The organism is Fulvivirga sp., assembly GCF_040220315.1.
Classification (GTDB): Bacteria; Bacteroidota; Bacteroidia; order Cytophagales; family Cyclobacteriaceae; genus Fulvivirga.
In genome coordinates, this window is the sequence record NZ_JAVJUY010000174.1 from 1 (window position 1) to 21915 (window position 21915).

The window sequence follows — 21915 nt, forward strand, 5'->3', positions numbered from 1 at the left end:
AGCTTATTGATAGCATAGGGCTCATCATATAATTCTTCGTACGTAACTGGATTCTTATCAGCTCTGCTTTGCGCGTTGGCTTGGCTGATACAAAACAGGCAAATGATTAAAAAATAGTGTTGATACTTCACGGCCTCAAATTTAAAAAATGCAATCCAAGAAACTTAGACTGTAACGTTCTAAAGTATAAAAATAATAAAAATTGCATTACAACAATATTTCATGTACTAAAGATGGTATAATTTCATCAATTAGCTCATTTATAAGTGTATAATTCAAGGATTAATGCTTAATTCACAGTTTAGGTCACCCTATTTATTAATTCTTTTGGTTCGCCACAGCAAATGAAGATTAGAAGAAAAACAAACAACTGCCTGAATTGTGGAGCTAGCCTTGACGGCATCTACAACTATTGCCCTAAATGCGGTCAGGAGAATAATGATAATAATGTTTCGTTCAGAACCTTACTTGGTGATTTCTTCAATACATATCTGGCCATTGATTCACGGTTTGGAAAATCCATAAAGCCATTTCTGATAAAGCCGGGTTGGCTAACTAATAAATACATAGAAGGCAAGCGAGTAAGTTATGCCCATCCGGTGCGCTTATACCTGATCATTAGCATATTTTATTTCTTCATAGTTTCTAAGGTAGGGCAGAACATGATCGCTGAGGAAGACAATGAGGTAATAACTACGAATACTAAAAAGGAAATATCGGCTACAGATAGCCTGGAATTGGCAAAACTGGGGCTAACGGCCGACTCTCTTCAAAGATTACGAGATAAAAAGAACTATCTTAAAAATAAGACGGGCTACTCTGATACTGATGAGAATGTAAAAAGTGATTCTATCCAACATTCAAGGACTTCAAAAGATAAAAGGAGTAAATCAAGCGAAGGTTTAATGAATATTGAAACTGAGGATGACGATTTTATTTTAGACCGGATTGATTTTGAACTCCTTGATAAATATAAATATGATAAAGAAGTAAGCAACGATCAACTGTTTGATTCACTCCAATTGAAAGAACTTACTTTTTGGGATGAGTTGCTTGCTCGTCAATCAATTCGGGTGGTTAGGTCTGATAAAGAAGTTGTGGCTGGTTTTATACTAAAAAACTTACCCTTAATGATGCTCATCTTAATTCCGCTATTTGCCCTGATACTAAAAATTCTGTATATCAGACAAAAAGATCAGTTGTATATCAAACACATTATTCATGCATTACACCTGCATTCGTTTGCCTATTTTTTCTATGGAATAAGCCTAATATTGATCTCTATGATTATTGAAAATGAAGACTATAGAGTGCTGCCTTTTGCCATCAGCTTTATTTTAGTAACGCTCTATGCTTTATTTTCATTCAAGCGGGTTTATCAGCAAAAATGGATGAAGACAATCGCCAAATTCTTAATGACTGGCTCGATATACATAGTCTTTATTTTCATCTTCTTTATAGCAGAGATGATTATATCACTCCTGATTTATTAGATTACTTTCAGCGAGCTTTCGTTAGCTGCTACAATTTTATCCACAATGTCTACAGTAATTGAAGTTGAGATAAACAATGATTCGAATTGCGATGGAGCAAGATAAATCCCATTGTTTAGCATTTGCCTAAAGTACTTACCAAACAATTCAGTGTCGCATGATTTAGCTTCTTCGAAATTGGTGACCTTTTTGTTTGTGAAGAACAAACTAATCATTGAGCCGATTCTGTTCATAGTGTAAGGTTTCCCTAGCTTGCTCAATGTTTTCTGGTAGCCCTTTTCAATATTTTCAGTTGCCTGGGCTATATGTGTATAAACATCTGGATTATCGTTAAGATAATGTAGCATTGCTAAGCCAGCAGCCATGGCAATTGGATTACCTGACAAAGTTCCTGCCTGATATACTGGCCCAGCTGGAGAAACATAATCCATAATCTCCTTTTTACCGCCATATGCACCAACAGGCATGCCACCACCAATGATTTTACCAAGCGTTGTTAAATCGGGGATCACATTAAATACTTCTTGTGCACCGCCTTTAGCCAGTCTAAAACCAGTCATTACTTCATCGAAAATGAGTACGATTCCGTTTTCATCGCAGAGCTTTCTTAATCCTTCTAAAAAGCCTTCTTTAGGAAGCACACAGCCCATATTTCCGGCTACTGGCTCTATAATAATAGCTGCAACTTGCTCTTTATTTTGCTCAACAAGTGTTATAACAGATTCCAGATTGTTGTAGGGTGCAGTCAGCGTATCATTTGCAGTGCCTTGTGTCACCCCGGGACTATCTGGTGAACCCATTGTGGCTACACCACTACCCGCAGCAATTAAGAATGAATCTCCATGCCCATGGTAACACCCTTCAAATTTTATGATTTTGTTTCTACCGGTAAATCCTCGCGCTAATCTTACGGCAGACATGGTAGCTTCTGTGCCGCTATTAACCATACGCACCTTCTCAATAGAAGGCACCATTTGGGTAATCAACTCTGCCATTTCAACTTCGGCCTTTGTTGGTGCACCAAAAGAAAATGAATTAGATAACGTTTTTTTAACGGCTTCCTCAATCATTTCATTGGCATGTCCCAAAATCATCGGCCCCCATGAATTGATTAGCTCTATGTATTTATTTCCATCTTCGTCAAATAAATAAGCTCCTTTTGCTGATTTAATAAAAAGTGGATCTCCTCCAACGGCTTTAAAAGCCCGTACCGGTGAGTTAACCCCACCAGGTATAAAATTATTTGCTTTATTAAAAAGTGATTTACTTTTTTCTATTTTCATCATCCGCTAAAACCATTTTTATCTGTCCTTCATCAAACTGAAGTAAAGGCAATACTAAATTATCATTAGAATTGGTGTAGTTAAATCCTGCTGTTAAATGTCCTTCCACAAAACCTTCGTCTCTCCAGCCTAACTGAAAATATTTACCATGTCTATTCAGCCCTCTGCCCATTAGCTGCATTAATTCGTATCCTATTTCAGCATACTTTCCAGGAATTTCTTTGTGTCTTCTTATATACCCTTTTCTAAATGCTCGATATTCAGGACTATCTTCTCTATTATAATTAGGAGCATACAGCATACAGCCTAATTTGAAATAAGTATCATACTTAATCACTGGTAGATTAAGCCACTCTGAAGAGCCAATTACTACAATAGAATCTCCTCTCGTTTCAACTGCACTCAGCACCTTTGAAGAAATTAAATCATTACTTGAGGCTACGAAGATATGCCCAACACTGTCTAGCTTTATTTCATACGCTTCTTTGGCATCCTCAGTTGATGCATCTCGTAATTTGGCATCTGGAATTAAAAGCATATCCAAAATAAGCCTTGAACTGTCCTTTTTAATTCTTTTAGTTCTTATGATTTTGATGCTATCAGCCATTATTCGCTGCTTGTAGGCAAAAGCCATGGCCGAATCATTAGGGTTGTCTTCATAGAGAATAATACCAGATTTGTTTTTAACATTTTTACTCACAAACTCGGCACTTAAACGGCCAACAGTCTCATTACTTGGGAAAAACAAAAAGGCAAACGGGTTTTGGCCAATCACCCCAGAATTTGAAGAAAGCGGGTTAATCACATTGATTTTACGTTTGTAGGCAAACTCATTAACAACAGCTATTGGCTCCGAAAACAAAGGGCCGATTATCAGATCCATCCCCTTTAGTTCTTCTTTACCAACAATCTCTTTCGTTACGCGCTTACTTCTTTTTGTATCATAAGCATATAGTTCTATGTTTATTTTTTCAGTTTTGAGCGTATCAGCAGCCAATTGAATTCCCTGATATAAATCAAGCACAAACTGATTGACCTTTCTCTTTAAGTTAGGTTCCAAATCTGAGGTCATAAATGGAAGCAGAACCGCTACCTTGTATGAATCCTTGAAAACTGTTTTCTGAACTTCAATAGCATTAAATTCTGCCGGATTTAAATCAAATTGCTCAATTATTTCTCTCAGCAATTTCTGATCTTGATTAACAAGCGTTTCTTGCGAAATTCTTTTAGCTAATAAATAGCCAAGAAGCCTGTCTTCACCATTATTTTTGAACAGTGATTTAAGCTCTTCTATCGTTTCAATTTTTGAATAGAAGTTGTATTTCAGTGCTTTAACATCTTCCTTCACCCGCTCATCTTCAATCTCGGAAAGCACATTTAACCCCTGATTATATGACTGCTCTTCAAAATAGATAAGGCCAAGCCAATAGTTTACTTCATCATTTCTGCTCCACTTTGGATATTTAGCTTTTACCTGAAGCAGCATGTCTTTGCTTAATGGTTTATAGCCATTGTGGTAAGCAGCCAGAGCATAGTAAAATGAAGAATACGCACTGAATGCATTTTCTTCTGATTCGATTATGGGTTTGAACGCCTCCATTGCCAGGGCATACTTTCCGCCTTTATAAAAATCCTTCGCATTAAGGTATTGCTGCTGCCAGCTGGTGGTTTGTGCTGCAACAAAATGTGAAAATATTAGCCCGACAAGTAGTGTGTAGATAAACTTCATTAAATCTGATTGATTATTCCCATTCGATTGTGGCAGGTGGTTTAGAACTTATATCATAAACCACTCTATTTACTCCTTTTACTCCATTTATTATGTCATTAGAAATATCTGCAAGAAACTCGTAAGGCAAGTGACACCAATCTGCTGTCATGCCATCTACACTTGTTACTGCTCTGAGGCTTACCACTTGTTCGTAAGTTCTTTCATCTCCCATAACACCCACCGAGTTGATTGGTAAGAGCATTGCCCCTGCCTGCCAAACATCATCATATAAGCCGGCTTTTTTAAGGCCATTAATAAATAAATGATCTACTTCTTGTAATATTCTTACTTTCTCAGGTGTTATATCTCCTAGTATTCTTATACCTAAACCGGGCCCTGGGAATGGATGTCTACCCAGGATGGCATCATCTATTTCCAGCGTTTTACCTACCAACCTCACTTCATCCTTAAATAAAGTATTAAGGGGCTCCACAACCTTCAATTTCATAAAATCAGGTAAACCACCTACATTATGATGAGATTTAATAGTCGCTGAAGGTCCCTTTACAGAAACAGACTCAATAACATCAGGATATATTGTTCCCTGACCTAACCATTTAACGCCATCAATTTTATGTGACTCATCATCAAACACCTCAATAAATACTCTTCCAATAGCCTTTCTTTTAGCTTCCGGATCCGTTATATCTTTTAAGGCATCGTAGAATTTCTGTTTAGCATCAACTCCCTTCACATTTAGGCCCATGTGCTTGTAAGAATCAAGTACATCTTCAAACTCATTCTTTCTTAACAAGCCATTATCCACGAATATGCAATAAAGATTTTTCCCGATTGCTTGATGGATCAACGTGGCTGCTACAGAAGAGTCAACTCCACCTGATAAGCCCATTACTACTTTATCATTACCGAGTTTGGCCTTTAATTCTTCTACAGTGGATTCAACAAAAATGTCTGGAGTCCAATCTTGCGCGCAACCTGCAATATGAACCACAAAATTTCGTAATAGCTCTTTCCCTTGAGCCGAATGTGTTACTTCTGGGTGAAACTGAATGCCATACGTTTCTTCACCATCCACCTTGAAAGCAGCAACTTCTACCGAGGATGTGCTGGCAATAACTTTAAAGTTTTCAGGAAGCTCTGCAATGGTATCGCTATGCGACATCCAGACTACAGAATCAATGGCTATTTCTTTCATCAATTCATTGTGCTGATCTAGCTTGGCTAATTTAGCACGACCGTACTCTCTGATTTTAGAAGGTAATACCTTGCCTCCACCCTTTTGAGCCATTAGTTGTGCCCCGTAGCAAACACCCAATAAAGGCACCTTTTTCTTGAATAAGTTAAGATCAATGTCAGGTGCATCTTCTTGTCTCACAGAACACGGACTACCTGATAATATCACACCTTTCACATCATCGGTTAACTCCGGGATGTTATTGTAGGGATGAATTTCGCAGTAAACATTGAGCTCTCTTACCCTACGAGCGATCAGTTGGGTATATTGTGAGCCAAAATCAAGGATAAGTATTTGCTCGGCCATGTTGCAAAAATAGTATGCTCACTAAGAAATACTATTAATTACTAACAATAAAAACCATGATGTTGGATCAATATTTGTTTAGTGCTTTCAATACCTTTGCAAATGAATTAAATTTGATGTTATGATAAAGATATTTCGATACTCACTTAGTGCTATTGTTCTGTGCGGCATGATTTTGTTTAGTGCCTGCGATGAAAATAATAATTTGGTCCTTTTCTCGGTGCAAAATGATATTGATTTAGGAGCACAGGTAGCAGAGCAAATAAATAATGACCCACAGTATGTTAAAATGGCGCGGGCTGATTACCCAGAGGCTTACAGTTATTTAGATGCTATGGTACTTGAGATTTTAGATAATGGTGATGTGGCCTACAGAGAAGAATTTGTTTGGGAAGTAACATTACTTGAAGGTGATGTATTGAACGCGTTTGCTACGCCAGGAGGGTATATTTATGTATATACTGGTTTGATAAAATATCTCGACAATGCTGATGATCTTGCAGGTGTAATTGGGCATGAAATTGCGCATGCTGATTTAAGACACACAAGTAGAAATCTGCAAAAACAATATGGAGTTCAAATCTTGTTAAGCATCATTTTAGGAGAGAATGCGAGTCAGTTGGCTACAATAGCTGGCCAGGTGGCGGGTTCTGTAGCAGGATTAAGTTTCAGTAGGGAATTTGAATCAGAGTCAGACGCAAGAGCAGTTGAATACAACGCCAATACCATATATGCCTGCGATGGAGTTAAAAATTTCTTCCAAAAATTAGAGGATTCAGGACAAACTGGTGGTACTCCTGAGTTTTTAAGTACACATCCTAGCCCTGATACTCGTATAGCGGATATTGTCGCCAAGGCACAAACTCTTTCGTGTGATACAGATTTACTGGTAAATTCAGGATATGCAGATTTTCAAGCTAGTTTACCTTAATTATTGTTGATTAATTCTTGAGCTACACTCAACTCAGCATCAATCCCTTCTATGAATTGTTTTCTGGAAGGGATTACTTTTTTATGTGGCATTGCGCCATGATGTTGAAAAGTGTCATATCCATTAGCTGTTTTATAACACCACATAGGTATGGCCACTTCTATCTTGGAATTTGGTAAGGTTATTCTATCTGTGCTGCCACTGGTATTGCCATTATAGCCACCGCCTGTTTCCTCTCCAATTAATAGGCCTCTTCCATTATGGTGTAATACAGAAACAACATCCGCACAAGTTGAAAAGCTATTGCCATTAATTAATATATACAAATTGCCTATAAAAGCATTCTTATCAGGCTTCCAAGTAGATAATCCTTTATGGGAAGTCATTAAACGCTTGCCATCACGATTTGCAATTCTACCATAGCCGCTATAATCTTCTGTTACAGTTATCGATTCAAAGTAATTGAAATCTTTATTCATTAAATAGGAAACTAATTTAGCGCCATAGTTATCATCTCCACCGCCATTATCACGAAGGTCCAAAATCAAATTCTCAACATTTTGCGATTGAATCTTCTTAAATGCTTCATCCAAGAAATCGTAATAGTCATAACCGGCAGAATTCAGCTCACTGCTTCCAAAGGTTGAAATTCTTAAAATGCTATATGCTCCATGATTATTTAATGACAGTTCAGGTTCATTGCTATTGCTTTCAAATAGCGCGGTCACTTCTTCCATAGTGAACCCCGGAAATTCCTTCTTTAGTTCATCTCCATTGCCATCAATTAATAAGACTTGGTAATGAGTCACGGTTGGCTCCACATACAATGGGTATCGATATCGGAAAAGAACTTCCGTAGACCTGAACTTACCTGTGAGGTTATTACCATCGGATGCTACATGAGGAAAAATGAGATTGTTAATTTCAGAAATGGTTTTTCCATTGATTGACAATATTTCATCGCCTCTATTTATTCCATCAATTAAACTTTTGGCAATAAATAACCGATCACTCAAGTATTTTACATTAAAAGGTAAATATCGAAATGTAGAAAAAATCGAATCAGAAATGGCTGGCGGCATTCTCATTCTTGTATGACCACACTTAACTGCTGCTGTAAGAGCTGTAATGTTCTGTACTAGTTCTACATAACTTCCATTAATATAGTTTGAAGCTATTCGATTGCTAATAGTATTAAATTCCTCTTTGGATTGATGCAGATATAAGCCAGCATGATATTTCTCCAAATTCAATTTCAGATATTCAATATCCTCTTCATATTCTTCTGGACTTAACTTTTGTGCCGGACTTTCACAGCCTATTGTTACCAATAGTAATATCACGGAACAATAAAATGCTTTCACTTTCATGCTGGCTATTCACGAAAAAAGAGGTATTGGGTTGGGATTTTTATTTGATCGGTAAGCGGCCTACAGTTCAATACATTAATTCTACACTTCACTACATCTAATTATAATGTGTGGCAACAAAACAAGATCATTGTATCGTACTGATGATAAAACAACAATAACAACATGAACACATTAGGTCAAAAACTCAAACTAATAGGTCTTGTACTAATTCTGGCGGTCAACCAGAGTTACGGACAATTAACAATTCATGAGTCAGAAAAATATGACGCTGATTCACGAAGTGGCAAGTACCACTCCAAGTCCGTTTCATTCAGCGGACTCAAAAGTTTCGAACTTGAGTATCGTGGCGAAATTAAAGTGAATGATTCTGACACTGACGTTACTGATATTTCTGCAGGTGGCTATCTAGAAATTAGTAAAACAACCTTTGGAAGTAAGCGCGCCATTGTTATCGAAAAAAAGGAAGGCAAGCTGGTAAAAGAGTATTATGAAGGCAGGCAAAAAGTTGCTTTTGAACCGGATGGAAAAAAATGGTTAGCTGAAATTCTCCCAGACATTGTAAGGTCCAGCCCTATTGCCGCTGAGGATAGAATAAATCGATATTTCAATCAGGGTGGCGTGCGAGCTGTAATGAATGAAATTTCCAGGCTTGACGGCAATCACGTACAAAATGTTTATGGAAAACTGCTTCTGAACAGAAAAGACCTTTCCAAAGATCAGTTGAAGAATAGCCTTGTGGAGTTATGCAAAGAAATTTCTTCTGATTACTACAAATCCTCTTTGTTAAAAGATGTGGCAGACCGGTTTATTAAAGATAAAGAATTAAGCATGGCCTATTTTGAGGCTGCCTCGAGAATTGATAGCGACTACTACGCATCTACAATCTACACCGGTGCTCTAAAAGATGTTGAAATTACTGACGAGCTTTTGGCCAAAATAGTTGAAGCATCGAGTAACATTGGCTCCGATTATTATCATGCAACAGTGCTGGAAGAAGCACTTGATATGAATAACCTGAACGACTACAGAATAAGTTTAATTATTAGCTCTACGGATGATATTGACTCTGATTACTATCAAGCACAGGTATTAAGCAAGGCAATGAAAACCAGAGGTTTGTCCGACAAATCGTTTAACTCAATTGTAAATGCTATTGGCTCTATTAACTCAGACTATTATATGGCTGAAGTTTTAGAAGATATGCTGAGTAATAATGTGAAAGGTGTTACATCTAAGATGGTCGCTGAATTGCTCGATGAGCATATGAGTTCTGATTACTATAAAGCAGCCGTACTTTCTAATATGTTAAAGAGCCAACAACTTCCGCTTGATGCGATTAAAGAAGTAGCTAATACAATTAGTAACATGGGGTCTTCTAATTATGCCTGTGAGGTGATAAAAGATGGAGCGAAAAATTCAAATTATGAAAAAGCGGCTCTGATTGAATTAATAAAAGCTTGTGAAAGCATTGATAGCGATTATTACGCTTCTGAAGCATTGCAATCTTTGGCGAGTCAGGTAAGAAACGCTGATGAAGAAGTAAAATCTGCCTACAGAAGTGCAGCAAAATCTATTAGTTCCGACACTTACTATGGCAGAACAGTTAAAGCCATTAATTAACTCTTAATAACAACCCAGCATGCCGGGCTTCACAGTCATAAGAATAATGACTAATTTAAGCCTGGCATGCGACTATCTCTTTCAAAGCTGGTGACACTCATTAAGAAACTAAGAATTAGTTTGCTGGTTAGTTCTATAAGTGGAATTGCCGTTTTCTATTTCTTATACTACAGCGAAACGGCCACACTGCCTGATCTAACGAATACTTATTTGTGGTTATTTTATTTCGTCATTAATGCAAACATCATTGGGCTGGCCTTAATCTTTACTAACAAATTGTTAGATAAACGGATAAGCTGGATAAACAACTTATCAGTGAGACTCACATCCGGCTTGTTGCTTAATATTTTCACTACTTATTCAGCCGTATTTGTTGTTGGTTTTTTCTGTAATGAACTGGGTCTTTTTGAGAACAACTTAATGAGTTCCATAAAAATTAATACAGACTTCATCAGCAAGCTCTCCATTATCTTACTCATATCAGTAGTGATATTTACGATTTTCAACTTCGCTTTTTACTCATACTTCCATTATACCTTTTCGCAAGTTGAGAGCGCCAAAGCCCAACGTAACTATTTGGAGTTGCAATTTGAGACGCTAAAAAGTCAGCTGAGCCCACATTATTTGTTCAATTGTTTAAACACCATCTCCTCACTCGTATTTAAAGATGCAAACATGGCTGAAGATTTTATTAGAAGGTTGGCCAACACTTACCAATACATACTTAAAAATAACAACAAGAAGTATGTATCACTGCAAGAAGAAATCGACTTTGTTAAATCATACAACTACTTACTTCAGGTAAGATTTCAAAGTAATTTAAAATTGGATATTAATATTCCATCAAGCATTATGGATTCGAAAATACCACCCATAACTCTTCAAATGCTTGTAGAGAATGCCGTAAAACATAATGTTATCACCGAATCTGAACCCCTTCATATTTATATTGGAACGACAGATAACACTCATCTCAATGTTATTAATACTAAAACAACAACTCCATCAAATGTAAACTCATTTCACGTTGGTCTTCAAAACATCGAAAAGCGGTATGAGTATCTTACAAAAGATAAAATCAGAATAAGTAATAACCATAAATATTCTGTTGCATTGCCCGTTGTTAAAAACGCTGATAAACAAGTCCAATGAAGACGTTAATCATTTATAACGGCTTCTTTAGGTTACTGATACCGCCATTTACGGGTATAGTGATCTATCTGCTGATACTTTTATTGAATAATGAGGTTAGCAACCTAAGTGATATATTTATTGGGCAGGAAGTATATGTGTGTATTGGTATTGCTTACCTGGTGTTTGAAGCATTAAGACTTTTTTCTTTTACCTTTCAGAAATACATTAAAAGCTTACCCCTATTTATCTTTCTAAGTACTCTAACAGGGGTGTTCATCACAGCAGCATCAGTTTCTGCCTATTTTAAGTTTGTCTTAGAATTTAGCATAGCAGACAATCAACTTTTAATTTTCAATACTACATTTGGCTTTTTTAGCTTACTATATAATCTTCTATTCGTTAGCCAGGTTTATTTGCATAAGCAGAATAAAAACAGGCTCCTGGAAGAACGGCTTTTAACTGAATCATTGGAGAGTGAATTCAATCAGTTTAAGAATGAAGTAAATCCGGATCTTTTATATGATTGTCTAGAAACCCTGATAACACTGGCTCACAAAAATGTAGAAGAAACTGACGACTACATAGACCAACTATCATTAGTATATCGCTATATTTTAAGCCATAGAAAAGTGGAGTTTGTTACCATTAAAGAAGATTTAATAGCTGCTGAATCAATTGTTTATTTACTTCAAAAGAAAAATCAGAATGCAATATCGTTGGTATCTGAATTAGGGGAAGATATGAAGGAAACGTTTATTATTCCAGGCACGCTGCCAAATTTAGTGGAGCATATTATTCGAAACTCCATCATTACGAGCTATTCACCGCTCGCCATCAAAATCACCCTTGATAATGAAGAAAGATATATTGTACTTGAACATAAGCAGAACAATAAACTAAAATATGCTACAAACAATTTCAAACGGAGTTTAGAGGAATCTTATTCCATTTACAGTGATAAGCCGGTAATAGAAATAAGTGCTTATGGCATAAATTATATTAAAATTCCTTTATTAGAAGTGGAAATGAATACTTCTACAGAAACTGAGACTATTAAGAACTAATGCAGGCTTTAATTATAGAAGATGAAAAACCAGCAGCTGAAAAGCTTGTAAGGTATTTACAAAGATTGCCTGAACCCGTTTCTGTTAAAACCATTTTCCAAACGGTATCTGAAAGTGTTTCCTGGTTACAAATTAATCAAGATAGTATTGACCTGATCTTTATGGATATTCAGCTTTTAGATGGTAAAAGCTTTGAAATATTCGATCAGGTAGAAGTGCAAAAGCCTGTAATATTCACCACAGCATTTGATGAATACGCTTTGGAAGCATTTAAAGTAAACAGTATTGATTATTTATTGAAACCGATCACATATCAAGATCTTGAAAAATCGATTAATAAATTCCAGAGTTTAAAAAATAACCTATCCAGCCCTCCAATAAACTTAAATGAAGTACTATCACAGTTACATCAAAAGGCGTTTAAAACAAGGTTTATGGTTAAGTTGGGTGAGCATATTAGGTCAATAACCACTAAAGACATAGCATTTTTTTATGCGGAAGGACGAGATGTATATCTTGTTACCAATGAGAATAGGAAATTCATCATTGATTATACGTTGGAAGAACTAGATGAATTACTTGACCCTAAATCTTTTTACCGAGCCAATCGGTCATTCATATTAAACATTGAAGCCATCACTGATGTGGTTGTTTTCTCTAACAGCCGACTTAAAGTTTTTACCAATATTGAAATCGACAAGGAAATAATTGTTAGCCGAGAGAAGGTAAATACTTTCAAAGAATGGTTTAATGATCAATAAATCACGTAAAGCGGGGCTTTTAAATCAATCATAATTGCTTGAAATTGCTGGTCAATCCAAATCCAACCTGCATATGAAACGTTTACTGATTGTTTTAATGACTGCGGCTATTCTTTCTAGCTGCGATTCAGAAGAATCTGGTCCTTCTTTAAGCTCATTGCTTCCAAGTGGTATAGAAATATTTGTTAGTGATGCTGCTGGTTTCTCTGCCGGTAACTTTAAAATTTTAAAATATGACCCAGTTTCAAACACGACAGATGTATATATAAATTCAAATCTTGACTGGCCCCAGGATATTGTATTTCTTGAAAATCAGGGAGTAGTTTTAGTTTCAAATTTAAACTCTAACAAAATAACAAAGTACAAAATTACAGATGGTTCGTATTTAGGCGATTTTGCTGTAGACCTAAGCGGTCCTACAAGAATGAAAGTAGGTGAAGATGGCTATTTATATGTGGCACAATGGAATGGCAACAAGCCCATTTCCAGATATAATCTTGATGGTTCTTTTAAAGATGAATTCACTTCTAGCGGTATATCACAAGCAATTGGTATGGATTGGGATGCTGACGGAAAACTTTATGTATCATCATTTGGTGGGGGATATATTAATTATTTTGATGTAGATGGGGAAGATTTGGGAAGATTTACCACAGAAATTCAAGGTCCAACAAATATATGGTTCGATCAACATGGAAATCTTAATGTATTGGACTGGACAGGAGATAATGCGAAACAATTCGATTCACAGGGTAAACTTGTTAAAACACTAATTCCTAAAAACTTACTTAAACCAGAAGGAATACTGGAAATAAATGAGAATTTGATTGCAATTGGCGATGGAGGAACTTCTTCTGTCAAGCTTTTTGACTATGAAGGCAATTATGTAATGGATTTAATCAAATCGAAAACTGCAGGATTACAAAACCCTAATGCAGTTATTGCCAGAATAAAATAATCGATCCGCCTACTTTTTCTTTATCGGTGCAAGTGGTTTTGGTGGTGCAAATAGAGTCCCCTTCCTAAATGCTTCTGACATGGCTTGTGGAACTAGCGCTTCGGCCTCAATAACCAGTGCTTTTGCTTCTTGTACTTTGGCAATCCATTCTTGCTCTAGCGCCACGGCCATTGCTCTTTTCTCCTCCGCTTTCGCTTTGGCAATTTTTAAATCAGCAATCGCCTGATCAATTTGCAGTCCTGCGCCAATGTTATGTCCAATATTAATATCTTCGATATCAATTGATAGTATTTCATAAGCTTTACCGGCATCCAATCCGTTAGCTAATACCGCTTTAGAGATACTCTCAGGGTTTTCTAATACTTCTAAATAACTCTTGGTTGTACCAATGCATGAAATTATTCCCTGCCCTACTCTGGCCTTAATGGTTTCTTCGCCTGCTCCACCTACTAATCTTTGCAAATTGGTTCTCACCGTTACTCTCGCTTCCGCAATCAACTGAATTCCATCAATAGATACACCAGTTATAGACGGCACTATAACCACATAAGGAGTTACCGACACCTGGACAGCATTAAGTACATCTCTACCGGCTAAATCAATGGCTGTTGCTTGTTTAAACGAAAGATTTAATTGAGCCTTATCCGCTACAATTAACGCCTTAATTACGGCACTTAAGTTACCATGTGCAAGAAAATGGGTTTCAAGTAAATTAGTAGTTACCCCAGTAATTCCTGCTTTTGTGGCTGTAATCATGGAGTTTACGATAAGGCCGGGTGACACTTTTCTAAATCTCATAAAAACCAAGTCGAATAAATTGACTCTAACACCTGAAAAAAGAGCAGTAACCCAGAGGTTAATTGGAAAAATGTAGAAGAAAAGCCATAATCCAACGGCCGCAATGACAATATAAATAAGAAGAGTTGTGGCCATCAGTTAGTAAGTAAATTAGGCAACCAAGTTAGCTTAAGTTTTTAATCATTCATTCAAATTAAGCTTATTTTTTTATATCAAAAAAGGCATCCGCTCACAAGCGCATGCCTTTTAAGTTTTTACTGCTTAGTTTACTAGTTGAATGACACCTCTTCCACTTTTTCCCACACTACATACGTTGGGTTGTTTTTATCCTGGAAGACCAATATTCCTGTATTTTTGTCTGTCACATCCTGAGATTCACCTAACGTAAATGACTCTCCATTTTTCAAAGTAATGCTGCTGTTATCGTAATTCTTAGGAGCTATTCTGCTTATACTTCTAAATGGTATTACGTACTCTATATCATCATTCATACCCTGAACTACTTCATAGTTGTACTCCTCATCAAGATCAAATATTAGTTTTCCTTTTAAGGTTTGACCATCTGTAGTTTTGACAGTACCTGTTATCTCATTCTGATCTTTGAAGCTATCGTAAGACTTAGGTTTTTCATTTACCGAGCTAAAAGTTACTTTCTTGAATTCTCTCCAAGGAATATCCACCCTGCCTAGTTTTTCGCTGGTTACAACAATACCTCTATTATCAGAATTCACATCATTGCTGCCTCTTAATTCCATTTCACGACCTGACTTAAGCACTACAACGCTTCTAAACCCTTCTCTTTCAATCGACTTTAAATTGCCAAATTCAATAGATACATCTCCATCTTCAGTGTCTCCGTCCAGCTTGTCAGTGCTCACTCTTTCGTCATGATCCCACTGCACGAAACCTGTAAATGTTCCTCCATACGTTTCTACCGTACCATAAAGTGGTTCTCCAAATTTGTCGTTAAGTTTTGATGGTGTACTCATAAACTCCACTATATCAATTCTTGACCAATCCAATTTAATTTCGCCTATTTCTTTATCTCTGATTTTAACATCAGTAGCAACATCGTTATAACCTTGACCATCTACTTCAAATTTTTGACCGTTTTGAAGTACCACCTCAGCTCTTTCCCTGCCTGTAGGTCTGACAGATTTTAAATCTCCGAATTGGCAAACAAACTGATGTTGGTGTTTTTTGTCTTCATCTTCCCATCTTACATTAAACCAGTTGCCAAATTTGTCTTCCCAACGGTCGCCCCATCTTTCTCCCCAGCTAGTATGCGAACGATAGTAACGCTCTTCCAATTCATCCATCTGATCTCTGGATAAATATTTTAGATTGTCATTTTCTTCTTTGGCAGTGTTGAACATATCTGTCCAATAAGCCTCTTCTTTTCCCCATCTGATTGGGCCTTCAAAAGTTTTACCATCGATGGTAGTAACCTTTCCATAAATAAAACTCTGGTCTTGTGCCGTTGCTATTGAAGCTATGAACACAAGAACCAGAGCGAGAATGTTGTTAGTCGTTTTCATAATCATTTGTTGTTTTTTGACCTTTTGTTGTTTTGAGTTTATGACCTTGAAAGTGCCATTGATGACTCAAATATGATAAGACTAACCACACATTAATATAGAAACCTGACGAGTCGGACTATGATACTACTGAATCGGGAAAAGGGAGAACTGAATAATTTTGTAATAATTATCAAATAATATTGTGTGTCTGCACATTGAGCTCTAGCAATTTTTGAATTTCATTGACTACACTGTTTACACTTTAATTATATATTTGCAGCTATGAAAAATCTTGCTTTATTAATATTTTTTTTTTTGGTTTAACATCATTCGCTCAGGAAAATAAAAAACCTGAATTACGAAACGTTACAAGCTTAAGTTTACTACCGCCAGGAATAAGCTACGAAACTCCCCTTTCTGATAATCTGACGGGTATGTATATACTGCCTTAGGGTTCAATTACTATATAGAGGAAATTAATGGAGAAAAATACGCTGAGCTATACATCAAACCATTTGTAACTGCACAGTTTAGATATTATTACAACTTAGAAAAACGAGCCTTATTAAATAAAAATATAGATTTCAATTCAGGCAACTACCTGGCTTTAATGACCAATTATACGTTCACATCGATAAGTGGTGAAGAGAGTATTTCTCATGCTTTTAATAACAGAAGAGGGTTATCAATTGGGCCAGTATGGGGTATTCAGCGAAACGGAACGGTTTCTTTCGGATTAAGTCTAGGATTAGGACTTCAAGTTTATGAACAAGATAATTACACCAGAAATTTTAATAATACCGTAATAGAAAAAAGAACTGTTTCAGGAAGTGAGTTTGGAGTAATCGGCTCTTTTAACTTAGGCTTAAACCTAAGTAAACTATTTAAGTAACTACTGATCCAACCACTTCTTAAACTCCGGAGTGCGCTCTGAGCTGATTACAATTTCATCATCAGCTTCCGGAGATAGATTAATCTTGATCCTTCCTTTGAAATAGGGATGTATTTCACTAATTGATGAGAATCGGGTAATATATTTTCTGTTGGCCCGAAAGAATAATTTAGGGTCTATTTGTTGATCTACTTCCTCTAGTGTTTGATCATAAGGGTACTTTTTACCATCCTGTGCAACAATATAGGTAAGTTTATTCTGGCTGAAGAAATAGGCAATCTTGTCAACAGGTACAGCTAATATTTTCTGGCCTGTTTTAATCATAAACCTGGATTTATACTCTTTCTGCTGATTCTGGATAACGGCCATCAATTCATCAAAAGGCACATTGGAGCTTTTGTTACTTTTTAGTTTTCCCAATGCTTTTTCAAGTTTTTCTTTCTGAACAGGCTTTAGTAAATAATCGACACTATTAACATCAAAAGCCTTTATGGCGTATTGATCATAAGCGGTTGTAAATATTACCGGATTAGAATAATCGATCTGATCGAAGATTTCGAAGCTGATACCATCAAGCAACCGGATATCGCTAATTACTAAATCAGGGTTAGGATTTTCATTAAACCATTCCAAAGCACCTTCAACCGATTTCAAGGTAGTAAGCACCTTAATGGTAGAATCTATTTCTGAAAGTAAGCTTTCAATTTTCTTACCGGCTAATGATTCGTCTTCTATGATTACTACTTTCATGAGTCTAAATAGTTTCTAATTCCAGCAAAGGCACCTTTACTATAAATTCAGATTCACCCTTATCAGCAATAACTTCTGAATTAGTAAAGTGGCTATACCGCTTTTTAATATTTTCAATACCACTACCATTTTCATCCACCAACTCCTTGGGTTTGAGGTGAAGGGTATTACTTACCACAAGATAATCCTCTGCAGATTTAATGGATATTTTGAGCGGTCGTTTTTCACTAATTACATTATGCTTAATGGCATTTTCTAGCAGCATTTGTATTGTTAATGGAGGCAACATTCTTGCTAATGCCGATTTATCTACATTCAATTCAAACTGTACATTTTCTTCAAACCGCGTTTTTAGTAGATAGATGTAGGAATCTATCACTTCCATTTCATCTCTCAGCTCTATCAGATCTTCATCTTTAGTTTTCAATATCGATCGGTAAACATCTACGAACTTATCCAAAAACACTTTCGACTCTTTTGGGCTATAATCTATCAAAGAAGAAAGAATATTGAGGTTATTGAATAAAAAATGTGGATCTAAATGACTCTTCAAATTATCAAGTTGAAACTTGAGTGTTTCCTTTTTGAACTGCTCGGTTTGCAATTCTGACTTTTGCCATGATTTCAAAAAATGAAAGCTGAAGTAAATAGAGAAAAGTGGAATGAAAATTACAATACCATATGCATTGGTTACTGCCAATTGAACTTCCGTAGGTGGTTCATTCGTTAGTAATAGTTTAAATGCCAGATAAGCCACATTTATAATGATGAGTGAATAGATGACCCCTAAAAATAAATGAGCGATGAGTCTTCTGGCTCCAAACCTTAACCACGGTAATTTTTTGTCAAAGAGGTAGGAAATAAGCCCATTACCTCCAATTAAAAGTGCCAGAACGGCTAACATCCAACCTACTGTGTAATACACATCCAGTGGAGCATCTGTGTAATAAAGGTATCCGCCTATTAGTGCTAATAAGCAGGTAACTATAATTAGGATGTAATGAATTCTTTTCAACAGACTGAGCTTCCTGAATCACTAAAATAGGCTATTCAAAAACAATTTCAGTAACATTCTTCCATTCTACGTATTCTGGCGTGCTGCTCCCATCGGTATAGATAAGCAAGCCGGAATTATCAGCTGACACATCGCGCTGATCTCCCAGCAAAAGCTCTTTGCCATTTCTCAACACTACTGTTGAGAAGTTATAGTTTTTAGGAGTAATGCTCTTGATATTTCTGAATGGGATTTTATACTCGATTTCATCATCTTTTCCTTCTAATAGTTCTACCTCTAGAGTTTCGTCTAAATCGAAAACTATTTTACCAGAGACCTCTCCTCCACGATATTTCACTACTTTCCCCTTTAATCCTCTGGGAGTTGTATAATTTGAATATGGCTGGCCTGAGCTTTTTGCTTCTTCAAAATCTACTTTTACAAAATCTCTCCACGACACATCGATTTTACCCACTCCATCAACCGCAATCAAAATACCTCTGTTTCCATCATTTACATCATTGGAGCCAGTCATATAAAGTTCTCTGCCAGACTTAGTATTTACCATACTTCCACTCCCTCTTCTTTCTATGGATTTTATATTGCCAAAATTAATTGAAACATCACCATCACGAGTATCACCATCTAAGCGCTCTGAAGTAAAGCGTTCGTCATGATCCCACTCAATAAATCCTTCGAACGTACCTTTTCTATAAGTTTCTACCTTTCCAAATAAAGGCTTTCCAAAACCATCTTTAAGATTTTTAGGTGTAGGCAAAAATTCTACCTTCACCATTCTATTCCAATCAATACCAATTTTACCAAGCTCGGCATCTACCACCTGAATCTCCGTACCAACATCGTTATATCCTCTGCCACTTACTTTGTATTCTTCCCCATTTTTTAACTTTACAGTAACACGATCATCACCATAATTTTTTATCTCTTGAATATCACCAAATTGTAAGCTAATCTGGTGCACAGTCTGGGCTTTATCTTCCCAAATAGATGATATTCTCCAATCGATATCTCTCCAGGAGTCGTTATTCTTCTCTCTATATCTATCCAAATCTCTGCCGTATGGATTTTCTATTTTGGCAGCATTGAAATGATCATGCCAGTAGGCTTCTTCATCGCCCCATCTTATTTGTCCGGTATATTGATTATCTCTGGTATACACCTTACCATACATATACCCCTCTGTATTTTGAGCCATTAAGTTACTGGTGGCGATAAGCATTGCTACCACTAAACCTATCAATAGAAGAATGTCTTTCTTTCTTCGCTCCACAAAATCAATTACGTTGTCAATCATTTCCATACTGCTAATAACTGAAAAAGAGAGCTTTGCGGACATATATATTAGATGCACTAGACTTTTGGCTTACTGAAATGAGATATTAGAGGACTGAACCTGACAACTCAACCACCTGATTTTTTAGCTCTGTAGCCTTCTTTCTGTAGAATTTCAACTACTTTTTGTCGATGGTCGCCCTGGATAAGTATTTCACCATCTTTAGCAGAGCCACCTACACCACATTTAGATTTTAGAAGTTTGCCTAATTCCTTCAGATCATCCTCCGAACCAACAAACCCCTCCACCAAGGTAACCTGCTTTCCGCCACGAGCTTTTTTATCTAAAAGTACTTTAAGGTTTTGTTCGTTGGGAGAAAGTGTTTCTTGTTGCTCATCACCTTCGTAGCTATAATCGTAGTTGTCACTTGTTGAGTAAACTACCCCATCTCTTCGTTTCCAATCGTTTTTTCTACCCATTTTACTGCTGTTTAAAAATCCGGACAAGGAATTTGCATTACGTGCTTAGGTGGCTTACGCGGATCCCTGTTGTTCCATGAATAGGATATAGATACTTCATGTGCTCCTCCGCTACCTGCTCCTAATTGTGATATAGTATAATCGTAACTGTAGCCAATATTCAACACATCATCCTTACCTTGCTTAGTAAAACCAACTAGAAATACAATCGATTCGTTGTTATTGAATCCTTCTAGTGATTTAGTTGGCAAACCTCTGTACCATGTTCCAAATATTAATGGTTCCAAAGTGAGGTATAACCCTAAATCTAATTGATCAAACTCTCCTTGAGATTTATATTGAAAAGTGGGCGTTAAGCTTCTTTCCTGTGGTCTAGCAAACATTCCAGTACCCATTACTCCAGGTTTAAATAATACTTTATAGCCACCATGAAAAGAAGTTTTAATCGGTAATTCTTTAGGATCAGCACTTTCTTCAAAAGCCTGATTTGGTGTATTTATATGATTTACTGTTGTTCCAAACCAGGCGTTGCTGGTATAAAGGACACCACCAAAAGATAAATCGAAAAAGTTTTTAGAAAGGTTTCCAAACGTTTCGGCTGATGGGTTATCGATCTCGCCTGTATCAGGGTTGAACTGGTCGCCAAAAGTAAGGTCTGCAAAATTCACATTTCTGTTATAGAAACCTACCTGAACACCTGGCCTGAAGGTTAACCATTCGGTTAAATAAAGTTGGTATGCATACTGCACGCCTACCATCGTAGATTTTAATCCTGCCTGGCCTTCTGTATCACGCATGATCAAAAACCCAACACCGCTATTCATATCCTCCAGATACGTATCGTAATAAGCTGAAAAAGTCACAAAATTAGCCTCGATAGAGGGCCATTGATTTCTGTAGTTTATTCCAACACGTGATTGCTGGGTAGCACCTGCAAATGCAGGGTTTAAGTAAAGTGGAGCTGAGTAAAATTGCGAAAATTGGGGGTCTTGTCCAGTTACCTTTAACGATAAGGACAGCATACATACTAAGAAAACAGCTACGCTTTTAACCATAGGTATTGGTCTGTTTTTTTGCTCTAAATAGCAAAATAAGTCTTAATTATTAAAAACATGAGTAACATTTAAAATAATCCCTTACTAACTCACCCTAATTGGGTTAGTTAATGAAGGAAAACTCATCATTAAGATGAGAATTAGTAAGAATTTATCCTGACAAAGCTGCGCTTTTGTCAGCCAAAGGCCATGGAACAATGGAATTGTCTCACTGGATAAACTAAGTTACTCGAACGCTATAACG

19 protein-coding genes are annotated in these 21915 nt (G+C 36.6%); 8 read left to right on the plus strand and 11 right to left on the minus strand.

Annotation, left to right across the window (positions count from 1 at the left end):
- Positions 1-344 precede the first annotated feature (344 nt).
- Positions 345-1493: a DUF3667 domain-containing protein gene (locus RLO81_RS08410; RefSeq protein WP_350109982.1), complete on the plus strand. Its 1149-nt coding sequence runs from the start codon at positions 345-347 to the stop codon at positions 1491-1493.
- On the opposite strand, the gene hemL is transcribed toward RLO81_RS08410, so the two are convergent.
- Genes hemL through guaA form a run of 3 tightly spaced genes read right to left on the minus strand, consistent with a single transcriptional unit; the run spans position 1490 to position 6048 of the window.
- On the minus strand, positions 1490-2776 hold the full coding sequence (gene hemL, locus RLO81_RS08415; RefSeq protein ID WP_350110049.1) for a glutamate-1-semialdehyde 2,1-aminomutase: 1287 nt from the start codon (positions 2774-2776) through the stop codon (positions 1490-1492). The genes RLO81_RS08410 and hemL overlap by 4 nt on opposite strands.
- Entirely contained in the window at positions 2757-4505 is a 1749-nt protein-coding gene (locus RLO81_RS08420) for an ABC transporter substrate-binding protein (protein WP_350109985.1), read from the minus strand. The genes hemL and RLO81_RS08420 overlap by 20 nt, the downstream gene beginning before the upstream one ends.
- Before the next feature lie 13 nt (positions 4506-4518).
- The gene (gene guaA, locus RLO81_RS08425) at positions 4519-6048 is read right to left on the minus strand and encodes a glutamine-hydrolyzing GMP synthase (protein ID WP_350109988.1); all 1530 of its coding nucleotides are present in this window, start codon (positions 6046-6048) and stop codon (positions 4519-4521) included.
- Positions 6049-6169: 121 nt separating this feature from the next.
- Between guaA and RLO81_RS08430 the strand changes: the two genes are divergently transcribed.
- Positions 6170-6979 (plus strand): M48 family metalloprotease, encoded by an 810-nt coding sequence (locus RLO81_RS08430; protein ID WP_350109990.1) that lies wholly within the window; start codon positions 6170-6172, stop codon positions 6977-6979.
- On the opposite strand, the gene RLO81_RS08435 is transcribed toward RLO81_RS08430, so the two are convergent.
- Positions 6976-8343, minus strand: a complete 1368-nt coding sequence (locus RLO81_RS08435; protein WP_350109993.1) for a S41 family peptidase — start codon at positions 8341-8343, stop codon at positions 6976-6978. The two genes, RLO81_RS08430 and RLO81_RS08435, sit on opposite strands and share 4 nt — an antisense overlap.
- A gap of 171 nt (positions 8344-8514) precedes the next feature.
- On the opposite strand from RLO81_RS08435, the gene RLO81_RS08440 reads away from it, so the two are divergent.
- From RLO81_RS08440 to RLO81_RS08460, 5 genes are all read left to right on the plus strand, one after another.
- On the plus strand, positions 8515-9972 hold the full coding sequence (locus RLO81_RS08440) for a hypothetical protein (RefSeq protein ID WP_350109996.1): 1458 nt from the start codon (positions 8515-8517) through the stop codon (positions 9970-9972).
- 66 nt (positions 9973-10038) lie between these two features.
- Positions 10039-11124 carry a sensor histidine kinase gene (locus tag RLO81_RS08445; protein WP_350109999.1) on the plus strand — a complete coding sequence of 362 codons (1086 nt, stop codon included), beginning with the start codon at positions 10039-10041 and terminating at the stop codon, positions 11122-11124.
- Positions 11121-12170, plus strand: a complete 1050-nt coding sequence (locus RLO81_RS08450; RefSeq protein ID WP_350110001.1) for a histidine kinase — start codon at positions 11121-11123, stop codon at positions 12168-12170. Before RLO81_RS08445 ends, RLO81_RS08450 begins: the two co-directional genes overlap by 4 nt.
- Positions 12170-12931: a LytR/AlgR family response regulator transcription factor gene (locus tag RLO81_RS08455; RefSeq protein ID WP_350110004.1), complete on the plus strand. Its 762-nt coding sequence runs from the start codon at positions 12170-12172 to the stop codon at positions 12929-12931. The genes RLO81_RS08450 and RLO81_RS08455 overlap by 1 nt, the downstream gene beginning before the upstream one ends.
- Before the next feature lie 73 nt (positions 12932-13004).
- Complete coding sequence (locus tag RLO81_RS08460) at positions 13005-13889, plus strand: Vgb family protein (RefSeq protein WP_350110007.1); 885 nt, start codon at positions 13005-13007, stop codon at positions 13887-13889.
- Positions 13890-13898: 9 nt separating this feature from the next.
- Here the strand turns inward: RLO81_RS08460 and floA are convergent, their stop codons facing one another.
- A complete protein-coding gene (floA, locus tag RLO81_RS08465) occupies positions 13899-14822 on the minus strand; it encodes a flotillin-like protein FloA (protein WP_350110010.1) in 924 nt (307 codons plus the stop codon).
- A gap of 134 nt (positions 14823-14956) precedes the next feature.
- The gene (locus RLO81_RS08470) at positions 14957-16225 is read right to left on the minus strand and encodes a hypothetical protein (RefSeq protein ID WP_350110013.1); all 1269 of its coding nucleotides are present in this window, start codon (positions 16223-16225) and stop codon (positions 14957-14959) included.
- Between the two features lie 592 nt (positions 16226-16817).
- Between RLO81_RS08470 and RLO81_RS08475 the strand changes: the two genes are divergently transcribed.
- Positions 16818-17099 (plus strand): hypothetical protein, encoded by a 282-nt coding sequence (locus RLO81_RS08475; RefSeq protein WP_350110016.1) that lies wholly within the window; start codon positions 16818-16820, stop codon positions 17097-17099.
- Here RLO81_RS08475 and RLO81_RS08480 read toward each other — a convergent pair whose 3' ends face one another.
- From RLO81_RS08480 to RLO81_RS08500, 5 genes are all read right to left on the minus strand, one after another.
- On the minus strand, positions 17100-17849 hold the full coding sequence (locus tag RLO81_RS08480) for a LytR/AlgR family response regulator transcription factor (RefSeq protein WP_350110019.1): 750 nt from the start codon (positions 17847-17849) through the stop codon (positions 17100-17102).
- A 4-nt stretch (positions 17850-17853) separates the two neighbouring features.
- Positions 17854-18864: a sensor histidine kinase gene (locus RLO81_RS08485; protein WP_350110022.1), complete on the minus strand. Its 1011-nt coding sequence runs from the start codon at positions 18862-18864 to the stop codon at positions 17854-17856.
- 31 nt (positions 18865-18895) lie between these two features.
- Entirely contained in the window at positions 18896-20158 is a 1263-nt protein-coding gene (locus tag RLO81_RS08490) for a hypothetical protein (RefSeq protein ID WP_350110025.1), read from the minus strand.
- Between the two features lie 107 nt (positions 20159-20265).
- Positions 20266-20616, minus strand: coding sequence for a translation initiation factor (locus RLO81_RS08495; protein WP_350110028.1), 351 nt, complete (start codon positions 20614-20616; stop codon positions 20266-20268).
- Positions 20617-20627: 11 nt separating this feature from the next.
- Positions 20628-21671 carry a PorP/SprF family type IX secretion system membrane protein gene (locus tag RLO81_RS08500; RefSeq protein WP_350110031.1) on the minus strand — a complete coding sequence of 348 codons (1044 nt, stop codon included), beginning with the start codon at positions 21669-21671 and terminating at the stop codon, positions 20628-20630.
- Positions 21672-21915: the final 244 nt, after the last annotated feature.

Coding starts and splice junctions, on each gene's coding strand:
- RLO81_RS08455 (WP_350110004.1), top strand. CDS start 12,170: ATGCAGGCTTTAATTATAGAAGATGAAAAACCAGCAGCTGAAAAGCTT.
- RLO81_RS08430 (WP_350109990.1), top strand. CDS start 6,170: ATGATAAAGATATTTCGATACTCACTTAGTGCTATTGTTCTGTGCGGC.
- RLO81_RS08495 (WP_350110028.1), bottom strand. CDS start 20,616: ATGGGTAGAAAAAACGATTGGAAACGAAGAGATGGGGTAGTTTACTCA.
- RLO81_RS08480 (WP_350110019.1), bottom strand. CDS start 17,849: ATGAAAGTAGTAATCATAGAAGACGAATCATTAGCCGGTAAGAAAATT.
- RLO81_RS08410 (WP_350109982.1), top strand. CDS start 345: ATGAAGATTAGAAGAAAAACAAACAACTGCCTGAATTGTGGAGCTAGC.
- RLO81_RS08490 (WP_350110025.1), bottom strand. CDS start 20,158: ATGATTGACAACGTAATTGATTTTGTGGAGCGAAGAAAGAAAGACATT.
- RLO81_RS08445 (WP_350109999.1), top strand. CDS start 10,039: ATGCGACTATCTCTTTCAAAGCTGGTGACACTCATTAAGAAACTAAGA.
- RLO81_RS08440 (WP_350109996.1), top strand. CDS start 8,515: ATGAACACATTAGGTCAAAAACTCAAACTAATAGGTCTTGTACTAATT.
- RLO81_RS08500 (WP_350110031.1), bottom strand. CDS start 21,671: ATGGTTAAAAGCGTAGCTGTTTTCTTAGTATGTATGCTGTCCTTATCG.
- hemL (WP_350110049.1), bottom strand. CDS start 2,776: ATGAAAATAGAAAAAAGTAAATCACTTTTTAATAAAGCAAATAATTTT.
- RLO81_RS08460 (WP_350110007.1), top strand. CDS start 13,005: ATGAAACGTTTACTGATTGTTTTAATGACTGCGGCTATTCTTTCTAGC.
- RLO81_RS08450 (WP_350110001.1), top strand. CDS start 11,121: ATGAAGACGTTAATCATTTATAACGGCTTCTTTAGGTTACTGATACCG.
- guaA (WP_350109988.1), bottom strand. CDS start 6,048: ATGGCCGAGCAAATACTTATCCTTGATTTTGGCTCACAATATACCCAA.
- RLO81_RS08420 (WP_350109985.1), bottom strand. CDS start 4,505: ATGAAGTTTATCTACACACTACTTGTCGGGCTAATATTTTCACATTTT.
- RLO81_RS08475 (WP_350110016.1), top strand. CDS start 16,818: ATGACCAATTATACGTTCACATCGATAAGTGGTGAAGAGAGTATTTCT.
- floA (WP_350110010.1), bottom strand. CDS start 14,822: ATGGCCACAACTCTTCTTATTTATATTGTCATTGCGGCCGTTGGATTA.
- RLO81_RS08470 (WP_350110013.1), bottom strand. CDS start 16,225: ATGAAAACGACTAACAACATTCTCGCTCTGGTTCTTGTGTTCATAGCT.